Consider the following 25,142-nt stretch of genomic DNA (forward strand, 5'->3'; position numbering starts at 1 on the left):
CTTCCTAATTGAGGTGGGGTGAGAAAACGCTTTCCGCCTAAAGGTTTACCAGTGAAAAAACAGATCAGTCAAGAGTTTGACAGAACTTGAATTATCCAGCGTCCCGTTGGTTCCTGACCTTCTTCGCCGCTCACAGGCACCGAATCCAACGTATTGGAGTCGTTTTTGCGGCCATCGAGCTTCGAAGATGGTCAAGGCCATACGCCCTTCATATGCATCACGATGTGGGAGGCACTGCGGGTACCCCGAAACAGCGGCACTCCCACAGCAGCAAGGAGTAGCGTTCCAATGGAGTGGTCCACCCTCGAAAGGAACATCATGACTACCTGGCTCATCACTGGCTGCTCCACCGGACTCGGCCGCGCGCTGGCCCAAGCCGTGCTAGCGCGGGGCGATAACGCCGTCGTCACCGCGCGCGACGTCTCCAAACTGCAGGATCTAACCACTGAATTTCCGACGACGGCCCTTGCCTTGGCCCTGGATGTCACCGAACAGACGCAGGTAGACACCGCCGTGCAGCAGGCCGAGGACCGGTTTGGCGCGGTGGACGTCCTGGTCAACAATGCCGGTTATGGTTACCGCGCAGCCATTGAAGAAGGCGACGACGGCGACGTCCGGGCGTTGTTCGACACCAACGTTTTTGGTCCGGTCGCCATGATCAAGGCCGTCCTGCCAGGCATGCGCTCCCGCCGGTCCGGTGCCATCGTGAATATTTCCTCCATCGGCGCCCGGATCTGCCCGCCCGGTTCCGGGTATTACTCAGCGTCGAAGGCTGCACTGGAGGGCCTGTCCGGCTCGTTGCAGAAGGAACTGAAGCCCCTGGGGATCTCCGTGACAGTAGTGGAGCCCGGCGCGTTCCGGACCGACTTTGCGGGGCGTTCCCTCACCCAGTCGGCGCAGGCAATTGAGGATTACGCCGAGACGGCCGGCAAGCGCCGCAAGGAAAATGACACAATGCACGGCACTCAGCCTGGCGACCCGGGCAAAGCAGCAAAGGTAATCATCGCCGCCGTCGAAGCAGCCGAGACGCCCGCCTTCCTGCTGCTGGGTGCAGATGCCGACTACGCTTACGGTGCGGTGGAGGAAGCCCAGCGGGCCGAGGTGGATCGTTGGCGCGAGCAGAGCGTCAGCACGGGTTACACGGAGTAACGTCCAACGTGTAATCGGTCACACTTGGCCGGATTAGCTTGTCAATCGCGGTGGGCAGCATGAACCATGAATGAGGGAATTCGTTCCCATACAAGCTGAATCAGCAATCCTCACCGACGAGGATGCGGCCCCTGCGAAGAAGCTTGGGGCTGTTAACGGCCTGAGTGAAAGTACTGACAATGACGACACATACTGACTCCATCACGCTGAAAATCTGGGACAAGTCGGCAATCGACCACACCATCGACGCCGCCATCCGAGATCTTTCCCCCCGCGCCGCTGCAGAAAACTGCGGCATTGCAGTAACGCTCAGCGGACCGAAAACCTTCACCGTTAGCCTGAGCCGCTAAGCAGCTCAAACTCACCGCAAGAGGACGACGCCGGGACCTCCCGGCGTCGTCCTCTTGCGTTTTCTGCGTCGTGACGCCGTCAGGGAACTCCTGATCAAACCTTGAGACTTCCTTGATGCTTTGCGCGCAGGTTTCTTGCGTTTGCGTTGGAACTCTAAGTGAAACAGCACTCAAGGTTCGAACGGAGGGATCCCAGCATGCAAAGGGGCGTCAATTCAGAGACAACTGCTCCACCACGAGGATCCCACCGCGCCCCCGGTGGTGTGGTCACGGTTCTGGTCCCGGCACACAACGAATCCGCTGGCATTACCCAAACCCTTGTCTCGCTGAACATCCAGACCAAACGTCCGGATCGTGTGATCGTGGTGGCCGATAACTGCACTGACGATACTGAACGACTCGCCTTGGCCCAGGGCGTCGAAGTCTTCCGCACAGTTGGCAACAAGGATAAGAAGGCCGGTGCCCTGAACTTCGCCCTGGGGCAGCTTCTTCCCGGAGCGGATCCCGAAGACCTGGTTCTGGTGCAGGACGCCGATTCGCAGCTGGCCCCGGACTTCATCGAAAATGCCACCAACAACCTCCTCAAGGACGAACTGCTGGGCGCCGTGGGCGGAGTGTTCAGCGGTGGACCCGGAGGCGGATTCGTAGGTCACCTCCAGCGAAATGAGTACGCCCGCTACGCGCGGGATATAAAGCGCCTCCACGGCAGGTGCCTTGTAGTCACAGGGACTGCCGCGCTATTCCGCGTCAAAACCCTTGGGGACGTCGTCGCAGCACGATTGAAGGGTACGCTTCCTCCCGGAAACGGCGAGGGCGGCGTTTACGATACCTCGGTGCTGACCGAAGACAACGAATTGTCCTTCGCACTCCTCACCCTCGGATACCGCATAGCTTCTCCATCAAACTGCACGCTGGTCACCGAAGTCATGCCCACGTGGCGGGAACTATGGTTCCAGCGGCTCCGCTGGAAGCGCGGAGCCGTGGAGAACTGCGTGCAGTACGGGTGGACCAAAGTAACCAGGGCTTACTGGGGACGTCAGTTCCTCTCCATGCTCGGCGTCCTGGTGACCCTGGCCTATCTCGGATCCATCGTCTTTGCCCTGACCACCGGAATGGGGCTGAATCTCCACCCATTCTGGCTTGCCGTCACCTGCATCTTCGTCCTGGAACGCATAGTAACCCTGCGTTTCCGGGGCTGGAGGTACATGTTGCTTGCCGCAACCATGTACGAAACCGTCATCGACGTTTTCCTCCAGGCAGTCCATGCCAAGGCCTACCTGGACGCCGCACTCAACAGAAAGAAAGTTTGGTAAACGACTCATGTACAACAACCCGGCAGGATCCGTAGGCGCAGCAATCGTAGGAGGGGCCGGCTCCGGCACTCTTGCCATGACCGGTGCCGGGGACCTCTTCTGGTTCGCACTGGCCGCTTTCGCGATGCTGGCCCTAGGCCTGGCCATCAAGAGGATCGTCCCGGTCCGCGCGCAGGGTAACTAGCGCGTAAGAGAAACCAGCAAACCCGCAGTTGTGTCGGATCACGCCCCCAGCGCGACACAACCGCGGGTTTGTTGTCTTAACCCACCGTTCCCTTAACTTACGAGTGCCGTGTTGGCGGAATACTTGGATACCGACGTGTACCCGGCCTTCGTTCCTGTAACCCGCACCCGCATGGTGTCGCCGTGGTCGGCGCCCACTAGAACGTAGGTCTTGGCTGTTGCCCCGGTGATCGCCACACCGGAGCGGTACCACTGGTACGTCAGAGTGGTGCCCGAGGTCCACGTCCCTGGGTTGACCGTCAGCGTGGAACCAACAGTGAGAGTGCCCGTGATCGTGGGAGTAGGTGCAAGCAGCGTACCGGCCACCACGGCAGCTGTGGGCGCCGATTCCTTGGTGGTAGTTGCGTAGCCGGCTTTGGTGCCTGTAACCCTGACGGTCAGCGTGGCACCCTGATCCGCGGCTGCAAGGACCCGCGTGGCGGCCGTTGCGCCAGCGATTGCCGTGCCGTTCTTGAACCACTGATAAGTCAATGCAGTTCCGGTGGTCCAGGCGCCTGGATTGGCAGTCAGTGTTGATCCAACTGCCGCCGTTCCGGTGATAGTGGGTGTTGGGGCCGTCAATGGGATGCCCGGGACAAATGAGAAATCACGGATGGTGACGGATTCAGGTGCCACATGGGCAGCATCACCGCCACCACCTCCAGTAACCCAGAGGTTGAAGTGGATCTGTTCCTTGGCCGGAAGTGGAACTGTGGAGCCCTGCAGGACCGTCCGCTTCAGCAGCGTTCCTCCGTAGCCTTCGCCAGCAAACGTCTCGAAGGTAAGCTTGCCCGGTTCCCAGACCATCCTGTGGGTGAGGATCGGGGCGTTGGTGACACCGAACGTGACAGTGTTGTTGCCCTGCCCAGGAGGCAGTTTGGCGTCAAACCAGTAGCCATGGCCTTGGGTGACAGGCCAGTTCTGGCCATAGGCAGCCCCGCCTCCCCAAGCGGACGCCTCGCAGAGGTCGATCTCCGTGTAACCAGGTTCGGCCGCCGGGTCATAGGTGAAGAGGCAACCCCAGACTACTTCCTTCTGTAGCGCGCTCACGTCCTTTTCCACAGTGGTGCTGTACGTTCCGTAGCCGAATCCCTCACGCGTGGACTGGAACTCTGCACCCTTGGGAGCCGAGCCGGTTGGGTTGGTGATGGACAGTTTGACGTACCCGTTGGCGTCCGGGTTGCTCACGTTGTTGGCGTCCCAGCTCGCGTTGTACATCGGGGCCCCACCCCAGAAGCGCTTCTGCCAGTTGAAACCCTTCCAGGCGAAGCTGCCCACAGGGCCAGGATCCTCGGCCATGGGAGTTGTATCGGCCGCCTGTGATGAGCCTGCTCCAGTGAGCATTGATAAACCCACCGCCAACACGACGGCCAAACCTGCTGCTTTTGTTCGCCCATGCGGAATGAGCCCTCTTGACCATGCCATAGCCGTGCCTCCATTGATGCGCCCAGACTCGTCGCCGGCAAAAACCGGCGACCGCAAAGACGTCCCACCCCCACGAGGAACGTGCAGTTCCTCGATTATCAAGTAGACGTGGGTCCTTAGGAAGGGAATTGAAGAACCAAAATGGGCGATATGCCATCAATTGGATAACGGTGGCCTGCCCGGGAGTAATCTTGGCTTTGTCCGTTCATTTCGCATTCAAATTATGACGTCGGGAGGTCACATCACGATTCGCAGCGCTGGAATCCTGCTTTACCGGCAAGGTTCCACTGGAGAGTTGGAACTTTGGATTGCCCACATGGGTGGACCTTTTTGGGCGCATAAGGACGAGCACGCATGGTCAATTCCCAAGGGTGAATTCCTTGAGGACGAAGACCCACTGATTGCTGCCCGCCGCGAATTCACCGAGGAAATCGGGACTCCACCGCCGCCTGGCACCTACGAGCTCCTGGGGGTTTTCAAACAGCCCTCCGGCAAACTCATCACTGCCTTCGCTGCAGAAGCGGATTCCTTCCAGCCCGATGAGATTGTCAGCAACACCTTTCCCATGGAATGGCCCAAGGGTTCGGGCGCCATCAAAGAATTTCCGGAGATAGACGATGCCCGTTGGTTTGAAGAAGCCACAGCCCGGACCAAGCTCGTCAAAGGACAACTGCCCATTGTGGACGCTTTGGTCCGGCACCTAAGCGGGAAAGACCTTTAGAACCTCCGGCCGGGTGGGAATTAGGCGCCCTTTTTGGTAATGAACTGCCGAATCCAGTCAATGGTCTCCGGGTGGTCCAGGTGCAGGCCATGTCCCGCGCCGGGAACCTTTACAAGCACCGAACGGCGGATGTGCTCACGGAGCAAGGCGGCGTTGGGTAACGGCGTAAGGGCATCCTCGGTGCCATGAATTATCAGAGTTGGGGCATTGATATCGCCGAGCCGGCTCCATGCATCGTGCTCACGACTGGCCTTGAAATGCCGCGCCTTGGCCCAAGCGGAAGCGTGGGAAGTGAAGAACGTGTGCGTGGCCTCTGGATTGTTGTGAGCCCAGTCCTCATCAAAGAAGAGCGGTACCAAGCGGTCCCTATCCCCGCTGACGAGGGCCTGCATGGCAACCATGTCGGCCTCCGTACCCTCACCTGGCCACTTGCCTCCACTAGTGGCGGCCAAGACCAGCGTCCGTACTTTCTCCGGGTAGTCAATGGCCAACCACTGCGCCACACGTCCGCCCATGGAGTGGCCGTACACGTGTGCTAAATCAACGCCCGCAGCCTTGAGGACCTCGGCAGCATCCCCCGCCATCAGCCTCGTGGTGTAACGCGCCGCGTCACCCTTGCTGCTGCGGCCAATGCCCCGGTGATCGAAGCGGATGACGCGGTAGGAGCGGGACAGAAGCTTCGCCGTCGGGCCCCAACCGTCCATGGCGGTCGCTTGGCCGGCAATCAACAGCATTGGTTCGCCAGCGCCTTCGGATGACCAGGCGAGTTCAGCGCCATCAGGGGCAACGGCAAAGTTCACCGTGCCACTGTATCTTCGGGGGCGGCGTTAGCGCTGTGGCGTACGGCATAAGGAGCTGCCGTTCGAAGCGTGAAGGCATTAGCGTTGAATAATGACCCCCGAGTACAGGTACGACGTCGAGGTGCTGCATCTTCTGGTTTCGCCGGCGCACGCCTATTTTGGCCGCGCCCGGGAAGGCGCCGCGGACGTTCCAACCACCGATGCGGAACAAGCCGAACTTGTGGCCGGCAAGGGCATCGTGGGTGACAGGTTCTTCGGCAAAGCCGCGCACATGGACGCCGCAGTGACTGTGTTCGCGGTGGAGGCGCTCGAGTCGATTGCCTCGGAACTGGATGCGGAGCCGTTCGATCCCTTGCTAACGCGGCGAAATGTTGTGCTCCGTGGGGCCGAGTTGGCTCCCTTGCTGGGGCATGAGTTCACTCTGGAGTCCAGCGGCGACTCCGTGCGCCTGAAAGCAGGGAGGCCCGCCCACCCCTGCGCCTGGATGGACCAGATGCTGGCACCGGGTGCACACAAAGCAATGCGAGGCAGGGGTGGGGTGCGTTGCCAGGTGATCTCCGGAGGATTGCTGAACCGGGGGCCGGCTGTCTTGGTGAGTCCCGTGCCGCTGGACCCTTCCCGGGCGGGCGAGGCAACGGTGCTGCGGCCCTCGCGGCTACCTTAAGCGTGGCTTCCCGACCCTCTTTGGAAGGCAGGAAGCCCAAATACAACCCCGTCAGGTTGAAAAACGCCCGCCGGCACGCCAAACAAGGTCAGGAAGCAACAGCCCAAAACCAAAGGCTCACACCTCTTCGGCCGCCGGCGCCGCAAACTGCGCCTCGTAGAGCCGTGAGTACGCCCCGCCCGTAGCAAGCAGCTCAGCGTGTGTCCCCTGTTCCACGATCTGCCCGGATTCCATGACCAGGATGAGATCGGCGTCGCGGATAGTGGAGAGCCGGTGCGCGATGACGAAGCTGGTGCGGTCCGAGCGCAGTGCGTTCATGGCTTTCTGCACCAAAACCTCGGTACGGGTATCCACCGAGCTGGTAGCTTCATCGAGGATCAGCACAGACGGGCGGGACAAGAAGGCGCGGGCGATGGTGAGCAGCTGCTTCTCACCGGCAGAAACGTTGCCGCCTTCGTCGTCGAGCACGGTGTCGTAGCCCTCGGGAAGGGACCGGACGAACCGGTCCACATAGGTGGCCTGGGCAGCTTCAAGGATCTCGGGTTCGGAAGCGGTGGGCCGACCATAGGCGATGTTGTCGCGGATGGTCCCGCCGAACAGCCACGTATCCTGCAGGACCATGCCCATCCGCGAGCGCAGTTCCTGCCGTGACATGGTTGCGATGTCCACGCCGTCGAGGGTTATGCGCCCTGCGTCCAGCTCGTAGAAGCGCATCATGAGGTTCACCAGGGTGGTCTTGCCGGCACCTGTTGGCCCCACGATTGCAATGCTTTGACCGGGCTCGGCCACCAGGCTGAGGTCCGTGATGAGTGGCTTGTCGGGCAGGTACCGGAAGGACACATTCTCGAACACGAGCCGCCCACGTGCTGCGCCCCTGGCCTCGCCGGAAACGGGTTCCGGGGATTCTTCTTCCTCATCCAGAAGGTCGAACACGCGTTCGGCCGAGGCAACGCCGGATTGGAGCATGTTGGCCATGGATCCCAGTTGCGCCAAGGGCATGGTGAATTGCCGTGAGTATTGGATGAAGGCCTGCACGTCACCCAATTGCATCGCTCCAGACGCCACTTGCAGACCGCCCACCACAGCGATGCCCACGTACACCAGGTTTCCGATGAACGTCATGGCCGGCATGATCAGCCCGCTCACGAACTGTGCCCCGAAGCTTGCCTGGTACAGCTCACTGTTCTTGGCGCGGAACTTCGCTTGGACTTCGTTTTGCCGCCCGAAGACCTTCACGAGTGCGTGGCCGGTGTACGTTTCCTCAATCTGCCCGTTGAGCTCCCCGGTGTTTTTCCATTGCGCGACGAACAGTTTCTGCGAGCGCTTGGCAATCACCAGGGTGGTTCCCAAGGTGAGCGGTATGGTGACCAACGCGATGATGGCCAGCAGGGGCGAGAGCAGGAACATCATCACGAGCACGCCCAGCACGGTCAGCAGCGAGGACACCACCTGGCTGATGGATTGCTGCAGGCTTTGGGAGATATTGTCGACGTCGTTCGTCACCCGGCTGAGCAGCTCACCACGCTGGATGGAATCGAAATACCGCAAGGGAAGCCGATGGATTTTCGCTTCGATCCGCTCGCGGAGGCGATACACGGTCCGCTGGACGACGCCGTTGAGCACGTAGGCCTGCATCCAACCGAACGCTGCGGCCAGGACATACAGCGCCAGTACCCAGAGCAGCACGGAGGACAGTGCACCGAAGTCGATGCCGACGCCGGGTGTCAGGTTCATGGCGCTCAGCATGTCGGCTTTGTTGTTCTCGCCGGCGGCGCGCAGACCAGCAATCACTTGGGCTTTGGAAACCCCTGCGGGCAGTTGTTTGGACACGACACCGGCGAAGATGAGGTTGGTTCCTTCGCCGAGCAGCCTGGGCCCGATGACGGACAAGGTCACGCTGACCACCGCGAAAACCAGGACCAGCGTCAGCCAGAACCGCTCTGGCCGCAACGTGCCCAGGAGCCGCCGGGCCGAGGCACCAAAGTTGGAGGCTTTCTCCGCCGGAATGCTCATTCCAGCGAAAGGACCACCACGTCCGGGCCCCATCGGTGGCCGCTGTGGCCCGCGTTGACCAGCTGTCATGGCGCTCATGCCGCCTCCTCCGCCGCTAGCTGGGAGGACACGATTTCCTGGTACGTTTCGGAAATCTCCAACAGCTCGTCATGCGTTCCCTGCCCAACGATCCTGCCGTCGTCGAGCACTAATATCTGGTCCGCGTCCGCGATGCTGGAGACGCGCTGGGCGATGATCACCAGCGTGGCACCGTTGGTGTGGTGTTTGAGGGCTTGACGCAGGCGGGCGTCGGTAGCGGTGTCCAGCGAGGAGAATGAATCGTCGAAAATGTAGAGCTCCGGCTGTTTCACCAGTGCCCGCGCAATGGCCAGGCGTTGCCGTTGCCCACCGGAAACGTTGGTGCCGCCCTGGGAGATGGGTGCATCCAATCCACCTTCCATCTCTTCAACAAAGTCCCGCGCCTGGGCCACTGAAAGGGCCTGCCACAGTTCGTCGTCGCTGGCGTCAGGTTTGCCGTATTGAAGGTTGCTGCGAACAGTGCCTGAGAACAGATATGGCCGCTGCGGCACCAAGCCGATGTGGCCCCACAACAGGTCCGGATGCAGGTCGCGGATGTCCACGCCGTCCATCCGGACCGCTCCCGCAGTGGCGTCGAACAGTCGCGGCATGAGGTTCACCAAGGTGGTCTTCCCGGCACCCGTGCTGCCAATGATTGCCGTGGTCTGGCCGGCCAGGGCGGTGAAGGTGACGCCGCTGAGCACCGGCTGCTCGGCACCCGGGTAGGCGAATTCGACGTCGCGCATTTCGAGTTCGCCACGGCGGATGCCACCGGTAACAGGGTTCGACGGCGGCTGGACACTTGAGGGGGTCTCCAGCACCTCCCCGATCCTGTCGGCAGAAACGGACGCGCGCGGGATCATTACGGCCATGAACGTGGCCATCATGACGGACATCAGGATCTGCATGAGGTAGCTGAGGAAGGCAATCAGGGTGCCTACCTGCATGGAACCGTCCTCAATCCGGAACGAGCCGAACCAGATCACCGCCACACTGGAAATGTTCATCACCAACATGACCACGGGGAACATGAGCGCCATCAAACGGCCGGCCCGCAGCGCTACGTCAGTGACGTCGTCGTTCGCCCTGCCGAACCGGGAAGTCTCCATGTCCTCACGCACGAATGCCCGGACCACGCGGATGCCGGTGAGTTGCTCCCGCAGGACACGGTTGACGGCGTCGATCCGGACCTGCATTTTGCGGAACAGCGGCACCATCCGGGTCACGATCAACCCGACGGCCACCAGCAATACCGGAACGCAGACCGCGATCAGCCAGGACAGTTGGGCGTCCTGCCGCACTGCCATGATGACGCCGCCGATGCTCAACATGGGCGCCGCAACCATGAGCGTGCAGGACATGAGGACCAGTTGCTGCACCTGCTGGACGTCGTTGGTGGACCGTGTGATCAAGGACGGCGCCCCGAATTTGGTGACTTCCTGCTCGGAGAACTCGCCCACCCTGGCAAAGATGGCATCCCGCAGGTCGCGGCCCATTCCCATGGCTGCCTTCGCACCGAAATACACGGCCACCACGGCACACGCGATCTGCAGCAGCGTGATCAGCAGCATGAGGCCACCCATGCGCAGGATGTAATCTGTATCGCCCGTGGCAACGCCGTTATCGATGATGTCGGCGTTGAGCGTAGGGAGGTACAGCGATGCTATGGACTGCGCCAGTTGAAAAACGACGACGGCAATCAGCAACCGCTGGTGCGGCTTCAGGAACCGAACGAGAACCTTCCAAAGCATGGGGACTCCGAACCAACGTAGTGAACCGAAGGCTAGTTTACGTCTGGTTGCTGTGGGCAACTAGAGGTCATACGACTGCTTTCCTACCCAGTCCCTGCAGGGCTGCCTTGGTCCCGGTTCCGCTTTTGGGAAGGTAAGTGAAAAGACGGAGGGCAGGGAACTGCGGGACGCCCAAAACCATGGGAGCGAAACTGAGGCGGCCCACAGCTGGGTGGTCGTATACGACATCCACATGGTACGAATCGCTTACCACTTGGCGTTGCCACAACTCCTTGAAAGCCTCCGATACGTCGCAAAGGTGCCGTGCCATGGCATCGAAGCGGTGATCGTCCGGGAACTTGGCTGATTGCGCACGGAACTGCGCCACCATGGATCGGGCCATCATCTCCTTGTGCACGTGGGGCCGGGCGAGCTCCGGATCCGTGAAGAATCGTTGGAGGCAGCTTTCACCCACCCGGGTATCAAAGGTTTCCGCGGCCATGGAATTCATGGCCACGACCGTCCAAAAAGGGTCAGCGACATAGCTGGGATTCGCCATGGCATCCACCAGTTGTTGCAGCAGAGCGAACTGGGCGTCGCCTACGCCGAAGGTGTGACCGGTGGCCTGTCCCAAGGCCGGACCGCCGGCCGCGCTGTCCATGTTGCCGGAGAGGCCCGAACGACGCCCGGACGCGAGCCGCCGGACATACGTCCGATCCTCAGGGCTAAGCCGCAGTGCGTTCGAAATAGCATCGAGGATTTCCTCCGAGGCGCCAATGGCCCGCCCTTGCTCCAGCCACGTGTACCAGGAGACGCCAACATTGGCCAGGACGGCCACCTCTTCGCGCCTGAGTCCGGGAGTCCGGCGTCGTGGGCTGACTGGTAACCCGACATCCTGGGGACGGGTCTGCTCGCGGCGGGTGCGGAAGAACTCGCCAAGGCGGGCGTGGTTGGAGCGGGCTTGATAGGAAAGAGGCTGGTCGGTAGGCAATGGGGTCTCCAGTAAAAGACGAGCGTCCGGCCGAACCTCGCGGTGACGCGGGGTCGGCCGGACGAACCGGTGAGCAGGATCCAAGCGGATGTTTCCTTGTTACTGCAGGAGCCGGTTACTGCAGGACCCGCTCCCGTTCGGAGCGCACGTCCAACTGTGCGTATTCCTCGGCTGCCAGGCGTGTAGCATCCTCGGGGCTCATGCGCGGCTGGAGGTTGAAGAGCGAAGCAATCTTCTGGAGGCGTTCCTCCACGGAACCTGACACAACGTGGAAGGGGATGCCCAACTCGTCCATGGTGTGCTGCAGGATCTCATCCGACATGTTCCGGAATTGATCGTTGACCGGGCGGTGTCCATCAGCGGAGAGCGGAAGCTCGTTCTTCAGGTGCACGAACACATCGAAGGAGTTCTTGACGTGCTTCTTGAAGCTGTTGCCCAGGCTGGTCATTACGTCTTCGAAGAATGCGAGTTCCGGAGTCTTCTCCACGCTCTCCCCCGCCGCCAGGTGTGCTGAGGCACTGGGGTTCAGTCCGAGGGAAACCCGCACGGACCCGTAGATCCATTCCTGCAGCGATGAACCGTCGGAGATGAAACCGGACGAGAGCTTGTCCTCGTACACGGCACGCTCCACATGACGGGTCACAATCATCTGGATGAGCTCCGCCGCAGTGCATTCCTCGAGGGTCTTGCCAGGTGCGGCCTCAGGCAGGATTTCGCGCATGGTCCTTGCCTTGGTGCGGGGCAACCCCGTGTAGTGGGACAAGGCCATGGACGTAAACGTCTTGCCCGAGGAATAGGTACCCGAAATGCCGATGCGCACAGGGAGCTCCTAGTCGTTGACGAGCTGGAGAGTACCTGCGGCGCTGAGCTTGCCGGCGAACTCGATTGCAGCGTCACTCAGGTCCGCTTCTGCAACCTGGCGGGTGCCATCGACGTCGCCATTGAGGACGGTGGGAGCGAAGCGGACGTGGGTTGTATCCTCGATGCCCACAAAGTTAAGCCAGTCAGCGAAGAAGGTGCTGCTGAAGTCGGAGCCGAAAGCGGCCGGAACACCCGGGGCGTAGACACCGCTGGTGTGGATCGCGAGGGCCTGCTTGCCTTCCATGAGGCCTCGGTAGCCCTGCTCCGGGTCAAAGCCGAAGCTCCAGCCGGGCTGGGTGATGATGTCGATCCACTGCTTCAGCACGTAGGGGACACCCGAGTTCCACATGGGGATGTTGAAGACGTAGGCATCGGCTGCAGCGAACTGGTCGAACACAGCGCGGGCGGATTCCCAAGCAGCAACCTGCTCGGGAGTCTGGTCCTGGCCGGTGAAAACGGCCATCTTTGCAGCAGCCGCGATCCGACCGAAAACAGGCAACGCACCGTCGTCGAACAAGTTCAGGGTCTCCAGTTCAAAGCTCTCCGGACCGGCAGCCTGGACGGAATCGATGAAGTGCCGGGCCAACCGCAGGGAGTCGCTGTTGGCGTATCGCGGGGAGGCGTTGATGTGGAGGATGGTAGGCATTGGCTTCCTTTCGAGGCTTTGCTTCGGGGACGCTTTGTGCCCCGTATTCGATCCTCACGGACATCGCATCAGAGCGTAAGAACGCACTTTTTTGTGCCTAGGGCACTTCGAAGTGCCTACCCTTTCAGGGCGTCCAAATGTTGGTGGAGTCCCTAGGATTCTTCCTGTGGAAGAATCCGGAAGCCCCATCGCAGGCCATAGCAGCGGCACGTCCCAGGCCGTGTACACCGACATCGACGGCACCGTCACCGCTTACAACACCATCTTCGAGTTCCTCCGCTTCGATGCCGGCAACTCCCGCAAAGCCGAAGCGGAGGAGTTCCTTGAGGGCCTGCGGGCCGCAGCCAGGAACGGCGTACCAAGATCCGTGACGAACGCCCGGTACTTCAGCTGGTGGCGCGGCCGCCGCGTGGGCGACGTCCAGGAACTCGGCGAGCGCTGGGCCGATGTCCAGGCCGGGTCACCCGACGACTGGTCCTTCCTCGAACCGGTTGCTTCTCTCTTGGACGATCACGCTGCGGCGGGCCGGCGACTCGTGGCGGTCACGGCGTCGTTCGAACCTGCTTTGCTACATGTTCGACGGCGGTGGCCGAACCTTGAGCTGCTGTGTACACGTCCACTCCTTGCCGGAGATAGCTACACAGGGGAAATTGAGGGAGCCCTGGTGGGCGAAGCCAAAGCCCAGGCGGTCCTGACCCATGCCGCTGAACATGGCGTGGACCTCAGCGCGAGCTTCGCGTATGGCGACCATAGCTCGGATCTGCAGTTCATGGCTTTGGCTGGCCAGTCGCTGCTGGTCACCACGATGCCTCAGCCTCCCGTGGTTGCCGGTTAGGTTTCAGCGTTTACGTCACTGTCATTGCCCCCAAGTATGCTGAGGACAACAGTCCATTTGATGGGGAAAGTATTGGGGATATGACTCTCACGGCTGAACAGAAACGCCAGACGGCCCGGAAGCACTACAACGCTTCCCTGGACCTTTGCCCTGCTCGGCAACTGTTAGAGGCCATCAGCAGCAAGTGGGTCACGCTGGTGATGTTGGCTCTGGAAGACGGGCAGCAACGCCATAGCGATCTCCGCAAGCGCATACCCGGAGCGAGCCAGAAAATGCTGACCTCCACGCTGCGCTCACTGGAACGTGACGGCCTGGTGTTGCGGCATGTGACTGTTTCCGTACCCGTGCGGACGGACTACGAACTGACTCCACGCGGCCGTTCCCTGCTTCGGATCATCTTCGAGATGAAGGAATGGGCCGAGGAACACATGGATGACGTCGCGGCCTCCCGCATGGAGCACGACCGCCACCGGCTCACTTTCAACTAATACTGTGCATTTGTTTTGCCTGCACCATGCGGGCGGAACCACGGCGAGTTTCGCGGGCTGGCGTTTCGCTGACGTCCAGGTCACCAAATTCAGCTACAGGGGCAGGAATTTTCCGTCTATTGCTGCCGCTGCCGAGTCACTCGCCGAACGGATAGGCACGTCACCGTCTCCGCAGCTCGCTCTTTACGGGCACAGCATGGGTGCTGTTCTTGCTTTCGAGATTGCGCTGCTGCTTCAGGACACCGGACGCCTTGAGCATGTTTTCCTCGCCGCCGCGCGACCGCCGTCGGGAAGGCACGACGTCGGTGCTATCGCGGCGGCCGCTGTCAGCGGGCAAGCCCTGTCCGAGCGGGCCCGGGAGGTCTTGTTGGAGGACCTGGAATTGTTGGCGCAGTACCCTGGCCGGCCTGCAAACATGCAGCTCACGGTACCGGCCACGGTTCTCTTCAGCTCGGACGATCCCGTTGTTCCCGCGTCGGAGTCCCGCCGCTGGGTGGAGTGGTGTGCACAGGAGCCCCGACTCCTTGATATTGGCACGGGCGGCCACCTGTTCCACCTCAGCAACCCTGACGTAAGGGAAATCGTGCGAAGGACGCTGTCCCTCAAGGCCAGTGTGTGAAAGCCAGCCCTGCCGTTGCGATGGAAAAAGCCTGACGACACCCAAATGTGGGTGTCGTCAGGCCTTTTACGGAGCGTGGATCCGCTTTTCAGGCTCCCGCGCTGACGAGTTCCCTGTCCATCGCGATCTTGCCCGTGGTGAAAATGGCGGTGATCTCAGCAACCCGCCTGCCCAGGTGCTGGGCGGTGGCAATGTCTGCGGGGTGGACGCCTTCCACGCCGACGTCCGAGAAGGTTTGGGCCGCGGCGCCGTTGAAGTAACCGAAGCGGTTGAGATCGTTTTCGCTGCCCTTGGTGCTCTTCCATCCCGGAAGCAGGCCCAGGTTGATCCAGTTCATGCCGTGCTGGGCTGCGAAAGTGGAGAAATAGTCCAGCGTGGAGTTCTTGTCACCGGCCTTGCAAGCGGCATTGGTAAAGCCTGCCCCCAGCTTGTTGTGCCACTTCTGCACGGCCCATCGGCCTGCGGTCTTCTCGGCGAACGCATGAAAGGCCGATGGCGCCGTGCCCATATAGGTAGGGGCGCCGAAAATGATGGCGTCTGCCTGGTCGATGAAATCCCAGGATTCCTGGGTCAGCTCATCCACGCGCAGGAGAGCCGTTGTGGCTCCGGTGGCGGCGGCAGCGGAAACCACTGCGTCCGCCAGGACCTTGGTGTGGCCCGAGCCTGAATAATAAACAACTGCAATCGCCGGATTGGCCATGGTGTCCTTACTTTGTCGTCTCTGCGTCTACTTGTAATGGTGTGACTAGATGGCGGGCTGCAGGGCCAGCTTTTCCGTGACCATGCTGGCTGCGGCGCGGGCGCTGCCTGCCTCGGTGAGCTCGAATTCGTCCACGCGAACACCGAATTTGTTGCTAAGGATCACGGCGGCTTCAACAAGCGACAGTGAATCGATGTCAAGGTCGGCGAACGAGTCGTCCGGTCCCATGTGGCCGAGCTCGTCCATGGTGGACCCAATCGCCCCAACGACGTCCATAGCTGTAATTTCCATTTGCTTCCCCCTTTTATGGTGGCCCGGGTTAGCCGGCGCCACAGTGGTCCTGCACGGCACCCCCGGCCTGCAGGAATCGGTGTCCGGCCCTAGTGCGGGTCGACAACCGAGATCGATGGCCATGTCATGGCAACGGCTCCCCAGGTAGTCCCTCCGCCAAAGGCAGTCAGAACCACTTTGTCGCCAGGACTCCTGTGGCCTTTGGTTCCGGCGTAGGTCATTGCCAACGGGATGGATGCGGCTGAGGTATTGCCCACCCTGTCCAGGTGAACCTCGGCCCTGGATCCCGGAATGCCGGTCACCGAAGCAACGGTGTTCAAGATCCGGAGGTTCGCCTGGTGGGCAATCAAGGAGTTCACATCGCCAGCAGCCCAACCAGCGCTTGCGAGCACTGTTTCCACAGAATCGGACATCGCTGCGACTGCCTGCGTGAACACCTCTTTGCCCTGCATCTCAAAAAATGAACCGGGACCTTCCGGCACTTGGATGAGCGTTTCGCCTTCGCCATCGGAGTGCAGCGTTGAGGCCTTGATGGCTCCGGGTTCCTCTGCTGTTCCAGCAGACAGGTAGGCTGCGCCCGCTCCGTCCCCGAAGATCACCGAGGTGGTCCGGTCCGTCGGATCGAGCAGGCGGGTAAAGGTGTCCGCGCCGATTACCAGGGCCGAGTCCACGGATCCCGAACGGATAGCCCAGGTGGCCGTGGTCAGGGCATAGACAAATCCGGAGCAGACCGCGGAAACATCGAAAGCAGCGATGCCCTTCAACCCCAGGTTCGCCGCCACCTTGGGTGCGGTGGCCGGGCAGACCTTGTCCGGCGTCGAGGTGGCCACAATCAAGAGCCCAGCCGAATCGACGCCGGCACTGGCCAAGGCGCGCCGGCCCGCCATGGTGGCCAGGACGCTGGTGCTTTCCGTTTCGTCGGAGTGGCGGCGTTCGGCGATGCCTGTCCTGCGCCTGATCCATTCGTCCGAGGTGTCCATGACAGCAGACAGGTGCTCGTTGGTGACCACTTTCCTAGGTAGTGCTCCGCCCAGTCCCCGGACAACGGCGGATGCCGCACTCATTTCTTATCCCCCACGGAAGCACTTGCTGCCGCACCATGGGACGGCAGTTGGTGGGCAACGCTGCAAACTACTTCGCCGCCGTCGAACGTTCCTACGACATCAGCGAGGCGCCACCATCCGCCGTCCTTTTGGATCAACCGGCTCTTCTGCAGCTCCACTGCAAGGCCGGTCTCCTGCCCGCCCCCATTCTTCGGGCAGGAGCCGTTGAGTGTGATGCGGGTTTTGCGCATCCACAAGGTGTTGCTGTCCGCGCGGTTCATGGAATCGAGCCGGTACAGGAGAACCTGCCCCAGCTGCAGCGAGGCAACAAAGTACTCGACGGCGGACAGCGCCTGCGGGTAGGCGGCCTCCAGCCCGCGGCGGTCGTCGAGGCGTCGGGATAGTGGGGTCTGCTGGTGGAACGAGAGCTGCGCGCGGGCCGTTCCTTCACCGGGATCCAGGACGACGTCCAGCAGCGAAACCTGCCGTTCTGCCCACAGGCCACCGTAGAGACGGGTGCTGGCGTCACCCACCAGAGCTTCCTCGGACGGCGATTGCACTGACGCGAGCCCGAGCTCGGCGTGCTCATGGGCCACTTCCAGTACCGCGGTCATGGACGCAACAGAGCAGCGAAGGACCGAAGCGTGTCCCAGGTCCTGTAGCGTCGCCCGGCATTCGAGATCGCCCAGGGTGCCTTCCACAGGCTCACTACCACCCGAGATGGTCACCGACGCCAGATAGGCGGCAGGCAGCAGTTCGGGAGAATACCGGCTGGCCAACAAAGCCTCTGCCATCCTGGCAGTCAAAACAAGGACATCCGTGGTGCCAAGGTGTGGGGTTTGCTCCGAGTTCCCCTTGATGGACCACGTACCTTCAACGCCAAGAGCGGCGCGGGCAGTGAGCGTGGATTCGGAGACAGTATGGTTCACGCGGAGGTCCCGGAGATTCGGGTTGGTGGTCTTGTAGCCGTGGCTGAAGAACCGACCCCAACCGTCGCCCAGAAGTTCGTCGATGGACGGGTAATTCTCGATGCTGGGGCGTAGGGCAAGTGGCATGGATGTTCCTAGGATCGTCATCGGCGGTGATCCAAGAATCCATCGTCCAGCCGGCGGCAACCAGTGTCCGTGGATGGTGGTGGTGGGAACACCAGTCTGCGGATGACCCGGCCCGCACCGGCCACTAGGCTGGAACCGTTCCACCCCAGAACCGCTATGAAGGGACCGAAGTTTTGGCTTACATCACTGTAGGAAACGAAAACAGCACCGAGATCGAGCTCTACTACGAGGACCATGGCACGGGGCAGGCGGTGGTCCTCATCCACGGCTACCCGCTGGATGGTTCATCGTGGGAGAAGCAGACAGCAGCCTTGCTCGACGCCGGCTACCGCGTCATTACCTATGACCGCCGCGGCTTTGGCAAGTCCAGCAAGCCCACGGTCGGCTACGACTACGACACCTTTGCCGCTGATCTGAAGGTCCTCCTGGAAACCCTGGACCTGAACGATGCCGTGCTGGTTGGCTTCTCCATGGGCACCGGCGAGGTTGCACGCTACATCAGCACGTACGGTTCCGCCCGGGTGGCGAAAGCCGTCTTCCTTGGTTCCTTGGAGCCGTTCATGCTGAAGACCGATGACAACCCGGACGGCGTTCCGCAGGATGTCTTCGATGGGCTGTATGAGGCTGCCAAGGCAGACCGCTACGCCTTCTTTACCGACTTCTTCAAGAACTTCTACAACAGCGACACCTTCCTTGGAACAGAACGCCTCAGCCAGGAATCCGTGGACGCCAGCTGGAACCTCGCAAGCCAGGCGGGCGCCTTCGCGTCCGTGGCTGCACAGCCCACCTGGCTGACGGACTTCCGCGCGGACATCCCCAAGATCGATGTTCCGGCTTTGATCGTTCACGGCACCGCGGACAACATTCTCCCCATCGACGTCACAGGGCGGCGCTTCAAGAAGGCACTGCCCAGCGCCGACTACCAGGAGATCGAGGGCGCTCCCCACGGTCTGTTGTGGACGCACGGTCCTGAGGTCAACGAAGCGTTACTGGCCTTCCTCAGGAAGTAGCACCTCTTACTTTTTGAGGCGGAGCTTCCGGGCTTTCTTGCCACTACGCAGATACTCCTGCTGCGCGGCGTCGGCCTTGGCGCGTTCAGCGGCATGGAGCAATCCATACGTGAAGGCGCTGTTACCAGCACCGGACGCAGACCCCAGTTTCAAAAGCTCGGCACGGGCCATGGCGCTGTCCTGATGCTCACCCAAAATGGTCTGGACATCATGGGCAGCGTCCGCGAGCTTCGCGGCGCGCTTCCCGTGGACACTTTCAGCGGTGGCCGCGGCAAAGCGCAGCTTCTTGGCGGTCTTGCGGACATCATGAAAAGCCGAGTCACGGGAAGGCCCGACGGCGGCACCCACCGCTGCGTCGTGGCGTTTGGCGAGGCGCTTGGCCGCTTTGTTAACGAGCTTGGCTGTGGTCTTGCGTGCGGGCCCGGTTCCTTGCGGCGCGATGGCGGGAGAGTCCAGGAAGGCTTCGAGCCCATCCAGAAGCCGGAAATAGCGCGGGCTGTTGAGCCGGGTCCTGATTGCTGCCATGGCCGTGTCCGTCCGAATCTTCATCCGCTCATCCAGCTCGGCGTGAAGAGGACCCAAAACCAGCTTCATTGGCAGCTCCTCCACATCCTTTCGGAGCCGCTCATGAAGGACCTCTACATCCCGGTAGCGGCCAAGGGTCTTGGCCAACGATTTCAGTTCAAGCTCAAGTTCCTGAACCGGGGAACCCTTAAAAAGTTTGCGGTAGCTGTGGAGCACGGAGCGGATCCGTCGGGTCAGGGAGCGCATCTGGTGGACGGCATCATCCCGGTTCATTCGTACATGGGCATCCTGTAGGAGCAGCTTGGCCACCTGGGCGTCGAGGTAATTCAGTACGGGTACAACGGCCGGCCCCTTGCGGCTGGGGATCTCGCGGCCGGTCCCCTTTGCGCGCGGCCATGAATCCCCCAAGGCTGTTGCCAGTTTGGAAGTGCGCTCGCTCGGGCTCGCTCCTGCATCAGTGAGCCGGGCTTCGGCGGCGTCCAGAATGTGCTCGGCGTCGTCCGCCAGCCGGCTGCCGTTGAGCTCCACTTCCCATTCGCGCCATTGCTGTTCGCTGGGATTCCCGAGGGACACGCGTGCCCGCACTTGGTCGTCCACAAACTCGGCCGCGCGTTCGCCGTCGTCCTGGTAGAGGGGGTAGGTGGTGCGCTCGGTGTTGAGTGTGGCGACTGCCACCACTGTGTGTCCGCGCGTGTAGGCAAGCACCCGATCCATCAATTCCACCGGGACTGTATCCGCCTGGCCCAGGGGCGCGTGGATTTCGGTGCGACGTCCCGGACTGTGGGGAAGCTTGAGGTGCCACCCGGCGTCGGGACCTCCTGTCCGCCGCCGCAGCGTGATTCCGCGGGCCGCAAGCGCGAGGTCATTGGTGTCGAAATAGACCGCTTCGAGGCTGTGGGTGGCCGGCTCTCCCACGCGGGCCACGCCGTCGATTTTCTCAAGCGTGGGAAGCGCCGTGGAAGGATCGACGTCGAACTTCCGCTCGGCCTCAACGTTGCTGGAGGTTGCCATCACTTCTCCTCACAGGAGCTTGTTCTTCGTGGCACCCGTGGAGGCCGGCCCGTTCGCTGGCCGACCTCCACCGGTAGAAGGCTTAGGCCGGGAAGCCGCTAAACCAATGCTCCTCCGCCCTCGTCCACATCGCCACCGGATACGGTGCCACGCCAAGCTCCGGTTTCATGCCCTTGCGCCTCGATGAACTTCTTGAATTTGTCCAGATCGGCGCCCACCCGCAAGCTGTCCGCTCCGACCGCCGAGCCGGCTTTTTCAGCGAGGGTGTCAGGCTCCCATTCGATCTCCACATTGACGCGGGTCCGCCCGGCGTCCAGCGGTTCAAACGTCACCGTTCCCGCATTGCGCGGGCCGTCCACGCTCGCCCAGCTGACCAGGGAATCGGGCACCTGCTCAATGATCTGGGCATTGTATTCGCGCTTTACGCCACCCACATTTGTTGAGAAGTGGAGAGCTGTATCATCGATCTGTTCTACGGACTCCACTCCGTTCATGAACTCCGGAAAGGTCTCGAACTGCGTCCACTGGTTGTAGGCGACTGAGACGGGTACATCTACTTCGATTGCTTTATTGACGGTAGCCATAAGGTGTTGCTCCTTCAATGTTCTCTTCTTGGACTGGACACTTTTCTTGGACCGGACACTTTTGCGTCGGGTATTGCCGGCGGCGCGCCAGCCGGCTGGCTGCATAACCGGTGGCGCGCCTGTCTTATGGGCGCGCCGTGGTTACGGCCTAACCTGCGTCGAAATTCTCTTCGTCGTCGTCCTTGGGTGACTGGTCCCGGGGCAGATCATTGCCGCTGCCATCGGCCAGGGAGTCAGCAGGCTGGTCCAGATTCTGCTCGGCCTGGGACTGTTCGTCGATGCCACCGAAGCGGCCTGCGCCAGGTTCGCCTGCGCTGTCCGAGTCCTCGGGATCCAGGTGGCTGAGATTTGGTGCGCCGGTTGCATATGTTTCGCCGTCTGGGCTGTCCTCGCTCAGGCCGGCTTCGCTGAGGTCCTCTTCCACACGGGGCTGCGCCTGTGATCCGCCCGCTTCCTGCTCTGCGGTAGGGGTACCGTACCCTCCGACTTCCTCTTCAGGTGTTGCGTTCTGCTTGTCCATGTGACCTGTCCTTTCCATGCGGTGGAACGTGTTAATGGAACACTTCGAACCTATAAGGACGGTTGGCGACGTGTCCATGCTTTGAAGAAATTAGTCAGCAAACTTAGCAATTTCGTGCTGGAGGCGCTATCGTGGCAGCCCCGATTCGTAGGGCACGAAGTCCGGACGCAACACGACCTCACTCGCACCCATCACCGCGATGTCCTCCCACAACACCAGGAACGATCCCCTGTGCCACCAACGCAACAACTGCGCCACCGGCCAAGGCTGCGTCATCCCTTGCCGCTCAAACCCAAGGAAAGACGACGCCGTCCGCGGACTCACAATGATGCCCACCAAGCGGGCCTGGCTCAGGAGGTGGGTCGGTGCCGAATCCAAGGCGAAGCGGAAATCTGAAACCTCGCCCAGCCGGTCACCATTGCTATCCACCACCTCACGGCCGAGCATGTCAGCCAGGATCATGGCTACCTCCGGGAATCCGGCCAATGACGTGGTTCCGAAGCCAGCGTTCCACCCACGAAGCATCAAGGGAGTCTGAACGCACCCCCACAGTAATAACGGTGTCCACACTGGCTACGACGTCCCACGGGATACGGATCAACCTGTCCGACGGCGGCCTGCCGCCGAAGATCCGCGTGCCAAGTACCGGACCTGTCAGCAAGGCCGTAATGCTCGGCGGTGCAGCACCCTCCGGAATGGGCTCATCAGGCACGGGACCGCTCAACTCGAGGTCGTCCACCGTGGTGACGGGTACGCCGTCGACGTCCAACACCTGCCGGTCCAGCAAGTGCAGCTGGGCATCGAGGACCAACCCTGCCGGACGCGGCGCGGGCTTGACCTCATGTGGCTGGATCGTCCTCCGCTTGGCGGCACTCATGCGCCTGCTCCTGTTGCGATCATGAGCGGGATTGCAGCCAGGGACGCGGCCAGGATGATCACCAAATACACCAGCCCCGCAATATTCACTGCCCTGTTGTTGACGTGCTCGCCCATGTATTGGGGATCATTTGACACGATCAGAATGGGCAAATAGGTCAGCGGCAGCGCGATCGCGGAGAACACCACCGAGTACTCCGTCACCAGGATGGGGTCCACGCCAGTGACGAGGACAGCAGCACCCGCCAGCAGGACCACGATCATGGACATGTGGAACCTGGCGGCCTGGGCCGGGCGCCGGAACTTCCCCCATGACCATCCAAAGAACTGTGCCAACGTGTAACCGCTTGAAAGGGTGGTTTCCAGCGCCGCGCCGAACGTGGCCGCCACAACGCCCAGAATCAGCACGGCCAAGGCCAGTTGGCCTCCGGCCTGGGCAACGGGCAAAGCAACCTGCGAGAGCGTGGTGACGCTGATCCCGGCAGGCAAAAGAACGACGGCGGCGCACGCGGCGATCGCCACGGAAAGGAACCCGCCCAGCGGGAACCCAAGAAGGACGTTTATCCGGGCCTGAAGAAGATCCTTGACCTTCCACCGCTCCTCCACAGCTCCGGAGGAGAAGAAGAAGACCTCGTACGGCGTCATGGCAGCCCCGAACAGAGCAATGGCAAAGTACCAGTACACGCCCGCGCCCTCCTCCTTCGGCACCGAGGGCGTGAACGCCTGGCTGGCCAGGACACCCCAATCGGGCTTAAGGAGAAAGAGTGCCACTGCAAAGACCACCAAGGAGAGTCCCAGGAGCCCGGTAACGTTCTCCATGATTTTGAACTTCACACGCCAAATCACCAGCCAAACGGCCAGCAACGCAACAGGGACCCAGAGCAGGTAAGCCACACCGCTGGCCAACTGCAAAGCCAAGGCGATGCCGCCGATCTCAGCGGTGACCGTCATCAGGTTGATCAGGAAGGAAGCGCCAAGGTTGGCCAGCCCGGCGCGTGGCCCCATGCGCTCGCGGATAACCTCGAAAGTCGCCCGTCCCGATACGGCCGCCACCCGTCCTGACATGTTGGCAAAGAGGCAGATTCCGACGACGCCCACCACCACCACCCAAGCCAGGGATAGCCCGAAGCGGGAACCCACCACGGCGTTGGTCACCAAATCCCCGATGTCAACGAAGCCCCCGATAGCCGTCAGGATGCCAAGCGCAACACCGAGGAGCCGCTTCACTGGATGCCGGCCTTGGTCATGAGGGCTTTGAGCTGGTCCGTTGCGCTACGCAACTCACCCAGGACCTCCGGCAGGCCGTCCGCGCCTGCTCCGGATTGCCCTTGCTCTTGTTGTTCTGCCTTGCCGGGCGCGTTACCGGGCGCGGTCAACGCATCACGGGCATGCAGCAACGCACGCGAGATAGTGGCGAAGGTGGCCAGCATGTCATCACGAAGCGACTTCTCCTTCTCGGTAGGGGCGGTGAAACCCTCTACCTCATCGGTGGCCGACTCCACCTCGCCCAACATGTCGTCGGCGGCAGTGGACCCGGCAGCCGCCGTCGTGCTGTCTTTTATCCGGAGGTCCACAGCAAGGGTGGCCGCCTGGACGGCTGCAAACACATCTTTTGCTGGCTTCTCAAGCGTGTCGGCGGAAGGACGCGGGGAGCATGCGGCCAAGGCTCCGGCGAGTACCGCCAGAGCCAGGAATATCGCCGCGAGGCGTCTGCCTTGCCGAGTCACGATGGCTGCGGAACCTCGCAGCCTGCCTGTGGATCCATCCCTGTGTAATTAAGCGGTCCAGCGACGATATTCAAAGCGATCGTCGCGAACTGCGAACACTGGGCGGGCGGGGCGTTGTAATAGCCGCGTTGGCCCGCTGCTATTGCCCCAATGACGAGCCATACAACTACGATCAGCCCGATAATTGAACCGACTCGCATTTCTTCCCCCATTCATAAACGGGAAAACCCAGCTTTTGCTTCTTACTGGGAGGCCAAAGGGCGCGGTCGGGGCCGGGATACCTTCCCTGGCCCCCGACCGCAAAACCCCATGTCAATCCGACGGATTAGTTTCGGTAGTTAAACCGCGATCATCCGCAGTCCGCTCATCCTTCTCTTCTGCCGGTCCAGGTGGATTCGCGGACTCATTACCTCCGGCATCGGCGGCATCTTCCGAACCTGTTCCGGATGCGTCGCCAACAGGTACTTGATCATCGGACGTGGACGCACCAAGATCCCTTGGGATCGGATGACCGGGCGTCGTTATCCCATCGTGCACCTGACTGAAGCCGGCAACTTCGCTTGGATCAGTTGTCATACGCGCGACCGGCCCCGGCCAAGAACCCAGCCAATGAGGGCCAGGACCAGCAGGATAATTCCTACCCAAAGCAAGAAACTCAAGGCCTGGTTAAAACCGCCAACAAGCAGCAGCACGATCGCAATGACGCCAGCAATCACCAATAGTGTGTTCATCTAAGCTACGCATCCCTTCAAACAAATTTGTCCAGTTAGGAAGGCGTCCGCTGGGACTCCAATTGGAGCTCCACCCCAAAGCAACGGGCACCGAACGGAGAAATGTTCTCCTTATTCCGTACTTACCCCAAATGACAACAGTTCAAACAGAACCACTGCCCTCCGAAGCACGTGCACAGCATCAT

General features: G+C 61.4%; 29 protein-coding genes. 10 read left to right on the top strand and 19 right to left on the bottom strand.

Annotated features, from left to right (window positions below):
• Positions 1-318 precede the first annotated feature (318 nt).
• From LDN90_RS20450 to LDN90_RS20465, 4 genes are all read left to right on the top strand, one after another.
• On the top strand, positions 319-1,149 hold the full coding sequence (locus LDN90_RS20450; protein WP_223946893.1) for an oxidoreductase: 831 nt from the start codon (positions 319-321) through the stop codon (positions 1,147-1,149).
• Positions 1,150-1,328: 179 nt separating this feature from the next.
• Positions 1,329-1,499 (top strand): hypothetical protein, encoded by a 171-nt coding sequence (locus LDN90_RS20455; RefSeq protein ID WP_216926503.1) that lies wholly within the window; start codon positions 1,329-1,331, stop codon positions 1,497-1,499.
• A gap of 197 nt (positions 1,500-1,696) precedes the next feature.
• Positions 1,697-2,812 carry a glycosyltransferase family 2 protein gene (locus LDN90_RS20460; protein ID WP_223946894.1) on the top strand — a complete coding sequence of 372 codons (1,116 nt, stop codon included), beginning with the start codon at positions 1,697-1,699 and terminating at the stop codon, positions 2,810-2,812.
• 7 nt (positions 2,813-2,819) lie between these two features.
• Positions 2,820-2,996 carry a hypothetical protein gene (locus tag LDN90_RS20465; RefSeq protein ID WP_216926505.1) on the top strand — a complete coding sequence of 59 codons (177 nt, stop codon included), beginning with the start codon at positions 2,820-2,822 and terminating at the stop codon, positions 2,994-2,996.
• 92 nt (positions 2,997-3,088) lie between these two features.
• Here the strand turns inward: LDN90_RS20465 and LDN90_RS20470 are convergent, their stop codons facing one another.
• Positions 3,089-4,333: a hypothetical protein gene (locus LDN90_RS20470; protein WP_223946895.1), complete on the bottom strand. Its 1,245-nt coding sequence runs from the start codon at positions 4,331-4,333 to the stop codon at positions 3,089-3,091.
• Positions 4,334-4,700: 367 nt separating this feature from the next.
• Here LDN90_RS20470 and LDN90_RS20475 point away from each other — a divergent pair, with 367 nt between their 5' ends.
• Positions 4,701-5,180 (top strand): NUDIX domain-containing protein, encoded by a 480-nt coding sequence (locus LDN90_RS20475; RefSeq protein ID WP_223949346.1) that lies wholly within the window; start codon positions 4,701-4,703, stop codon positions 5,178-5,180.
• A 20-nt stretch (positions 5,181-5,200) separates the two neighbouring features.
• Here LDN90_RS20475 and LDN90_RS20480 read toward each other — a convergent pair whose 3' ends face one another.
• Positions 5,201-5,980, bottom strand: coding sequence for an alpha/beta hydrolase (locus LDN90_RS20480; RefSeq protein WP_223946896.1), 780 nt, complete (start codon positions 5,978-5,980; stop codon positions 5,201-5,203).
• 91 nt (positions 5,981-6,071) lie between these two features.
• Here LDN90_RS20480 and LDN90_RS20485 point away from each other — a divergent pair, with 91 nt between their 5' ends.
• A complete protein-coding gene (locus LDN90_RS20485) occupies positions 6,072-6,644 on the top strand; it encodes an MOSC domain-containing protein (protein ID WP_223946897.1) in 573 nt (190 codons plus the stop codon).
• A gap of 117 nt (positions 6,645-6,761) precedes the next feature.
• Here LDN90_RS20485 and LDN90_RS20490 read toward each other — a convergent pair whose 3' ends face one another.
• From LDN90_RS20490 to LDN90_RS20510, 5 genes are all read right to left on the bottom strand, one after another.
• A complete protein-coding gene (locus tag LDN90_RS20490) occupies positions 6,762-8,735 on the bottom strand; it encodes an ABC transporter ATP-binding protein (protein WP_275963586.1) in 1,974 nt (657 codons plus the stop codon).
• Entirely contained in the window at positions 8,732-10,465 is a 1,734-nt protein-coding gene (locus LDN90_RS20495; RefSeq protein WP_223946898.1) for an ABC transporter ATP-binding protein, read from the bottom strand. Before LDN90_RS20495 ends, LDN90_RS20490 begins: the two co-directional genes overlap by 4 nt.
• A gap of 67 nt (positions 10,466-10,532) precedes the next feature.
• The gene (locus tag LDN90_RS20500) at positions 10,533-11,435 is read right to left on the bottom strand and encodes a helix-turn-helix transcriptional regulator (RefSeq protein ID WP_223946899.1); all 903 of its coding nucleotides are present in this window, start codon (positions 11,433-11,435) and stop codon (positions 10,533-10,535) included.
• A gap of 115 nt (positions 11,436-11,550) precedes the next feature.
• Entirely contained in the window at positions 11,551-12,255 is a 705-nt protein-coding gene (locus LDN90_RS20505) for an AAA family ATPase (RefSeq protein WP_223946900.1), read from the bottom strand.
• A 9-nt stretch (positions 12,256-12,264) separates the two neighbouring features.
• Complete coding sequence (locus tag LDN90_RS20510; protein WP_223946901.1) at positions 12,265-12,942, bottom strand: NAD(P)H-dependent oxidoreductase; 678 nt, start codon at positions 12,940-12,942, stop codon at positions 12,265-12,267.
• 166 nt (positions 12,943-13,108) lie between these two features.
• Here LDN90_RS20510 and LDN90_RS20515 point away from each other — a divergent pair, with 166 nt between their 5' ends.
• The 3 genes from LDN90_RS20515 (at position 13,109) to LDN90_RS20525 (ending at position 14,884) form a co-directional block, all read left to right on the top strand.
• A complete protein-coding gene (locus tag LDN90_RS20515; RefSeq protein ID WP_223946902.1) occupies positions 13,109-13,777 on the top strand; it encodes an HAD-IB family phosphatase in 669 nt (222 codons plus the stop codon).
• An 80-nt stretch (positions 13,778-13,857) separates the two neighbouring features.
• A complete protein-coding gene (locus tag LDN90_RS20520) occupies positions 13,858-14,265 on the top strand; it encodes a helix-turn-helix domain-containing protein (protein ID WP_216926513.1) in 408 nt (135 codons plus the stop codon).
• Between the two features lie 4 nt (positions 14,266-14,269).
• Complete coding sequence (locus LDN90_RS20525) at positions 14,270-14,884, top strand: thioesterase domain-containing protein (protein WP_223946903.1); 615 nt, start codon at positions 14,270-14,272, stop codon at positions 14,882-14,884.
• A gap of 88 nt (positions 14,885-14,972) precedes the next feature.
• Here the strand turns inward: LDN90_RS20525 and LDN90_RS20530 are convergent, their stop codons facing one another.
• The 4 genes from LDN90_RS20530 to LDN90_RS20545 all read right to left on the bottom strand — a co-directional run bounded on the left by LDN90_RS20530 (position 14,973) and on the right by LDN90_RS20545 (position 17,973).
• A complete protein-coding gene (locus LDN90_RS20530; RefSeq protein WP_216926515.1) occupies positions 14,973-15,584 on the bottom strand; it encodes a flavodoxin family protein in 612 nt (203 codons plus the stop codon).
• A gap of 45 nt (positions 15,585-15,629) precedes the next feature.
• Positions 15,630-15,875, bottom strand: a complete 246-nt coding sequence (locus tag LDN90_RS20535) for an acyl carrier protein (protein WP_223946904.1) — start codon at positions 15,873-15,875, stop codon at positions 15,630-15,632.
• A gap of 89 nt (positions 15,876-15,964) precedes the next feature.
• Positions 15,965-16,939, bottom strand: a complete 975-nt coding sequence (locus LDN90_RS20540; RefSeq protein ID WP_223946905.1) for a beta-ketoacyl-ACP synthase III — start codon at positions 16,937-16,939, stop codon at positions 15,965-15,967.
• Positions 16,936-17,973, bottom strand: coding sequence for an AvrD family protein (locus LDN90_RS20545; RefSeq protein ID WP_223946906.1), 1,038 nt, complete (start codon positions 17,971-17,973; stop codon positions 16,936-16,938). The genes LDN90_RS20540 and LDN90_RS20545 overlap by 4 nt, the downstream gene beginning before the upstream one ends.
• A 173-nt stretch (positions 17,974-18,146) precedes the next feature.
• Between LDN90_RS20545 and LDN90_RS20550 the strand changes: the two genes are divergently transcribed.
• A complete protein-coding gene (locus LDN90_RS20550; RefSeq protein ID WP_223946907.1) occupies positions 18,147-18,983 on the top strand; it encodes an alpha/beta hydrolase in 837 nt (278 codons plus the stop codon).
• A 6-nt stretch (positions 18,984-18,989) separates the two neighbouring features.
• Here the strand turns inward: LDN90_RS20550 and LDN90_RS20555 are convergent, their stop codons facing one another.
• The 8 genes from LDN90_RS20555 to LDN90_RS20590 all read right to left on the bottom strand — a co-directional run bounded on the left by LDN90_RS20555 (position 18,990) and on the right by LDN90_RS20590 (position 24,957).
• Positions 18,990-20,519 (bottom strand): CYTH and CHAD domain-containing protein, encoded by a 1,530-nt coding sequence (locus LDN90_RS20555; protein ID WP_223946908.1) that lies wholly within the window; start codon positions 20,517-20,519, stop codon positions 18,990-18,992.
• 98 nt (positions 20,520-20,617) lie between these two features.
• Positions 20,618-21,103: an SRPBCC family protein gene (locus LDN90_RS20560; RefSeq protein WP_223946909.1), complete on the bottom strand. Its 486-nt coding sequence runs from the start codon at positions 21,101-21,103 to the stop codon at positions 20,618-20,620.
• Between the two features lie 148 nt (positions 21,104-21,251).
• Positions 21,252-21,623: a hypothetical protein gene (locus LDN90_RS20565; RefSeq protein ID WP_223946910.1), complete on the bottom strand. Its 372-nt coding sequence runs from the start codon at positions 21,621-21,623 to the stop codon at positions 21,252-21,254.
• Positions 21,624-21,749: 126 nt separating this feature from the next.
• Positions 21,750-22,085 carry a PRC-barrel domain containing protein gene (locus LDN90_RS20570; protein WP_223946911.1) on the bottom strand — a complete coding sequence of 112 codons (336 nt, stop codon included), beginning with the start codon at positions 22,083-22,085 and terminating at the stop codon, positions 21,750-21,752.
• Entirely contained in the window at positions 22,072-22,500 is a 429-nt protein-coding gene (locus tag LDN90_RS20575) for a hypothetical protein (RefSeq protein ID WP_216926524.1), read from the bottom strand. The genes LDN90_RS20570 and LDN90_RS20575 overlap by 14 nt, the downstream gene beginning before the upstream one ends.
• Positions 22,497-23,726 carry an Nramp family divalent metal transporter gene (locus tag LDN90_RS20580; RefSeq protein ID WP_216926525.1) on the bottom strand — a complete coding sequence of 410 codons (1,230 nt, stop codon included), beginning with the start codon at positions 23,724-23,726 and terminating at the stop codon, positions 22,497-22,499. The genes LDN90_RS20575 and LDN90_RS20580 overlap by 4 nt, the downstream gene beginning before the upstream one ends.
• Positions 23,723-24,226 carry a hypothetical protein gene (locus LDN90_RS20585; protein ID WP_223946912.1) on the bottom strand — a complete coding sequence of 168 codons (504 nt, stop codon included), beginning with the start codon at positions 24,224-24,226 and terminating at the stop codon, positions 23,723-23,725. Before LDN90_RS20585 ends, LDN90_RS20580 begins: the two co-directional genes overlap by 4 nt.
• A 572-nt stretch (positions 24,227-24,798) precedes the next feature.
• Complete coding sequence (locus LDN90_RS20590) at positions 24,799-24,957, bottom strand: hypothetical protein (protein ID WP_216926527.1); 159 nt, start codon at positions 24,955-24,957, stop codon at positions 24,799-24,801.
• Between the last annotated feature and the right edge of the window lie 185 nt (positions 24,958-25,142).

The organism is Arthrobacter sp. NtRootA1 (assembly GCF_019976975.1).
GTDB lineage: Bacteria > Actinomycetota > Actinomycetes > Actinomycetales > Micrococcaceae > Arthrobacter > Arthrobacter aromaticivorans.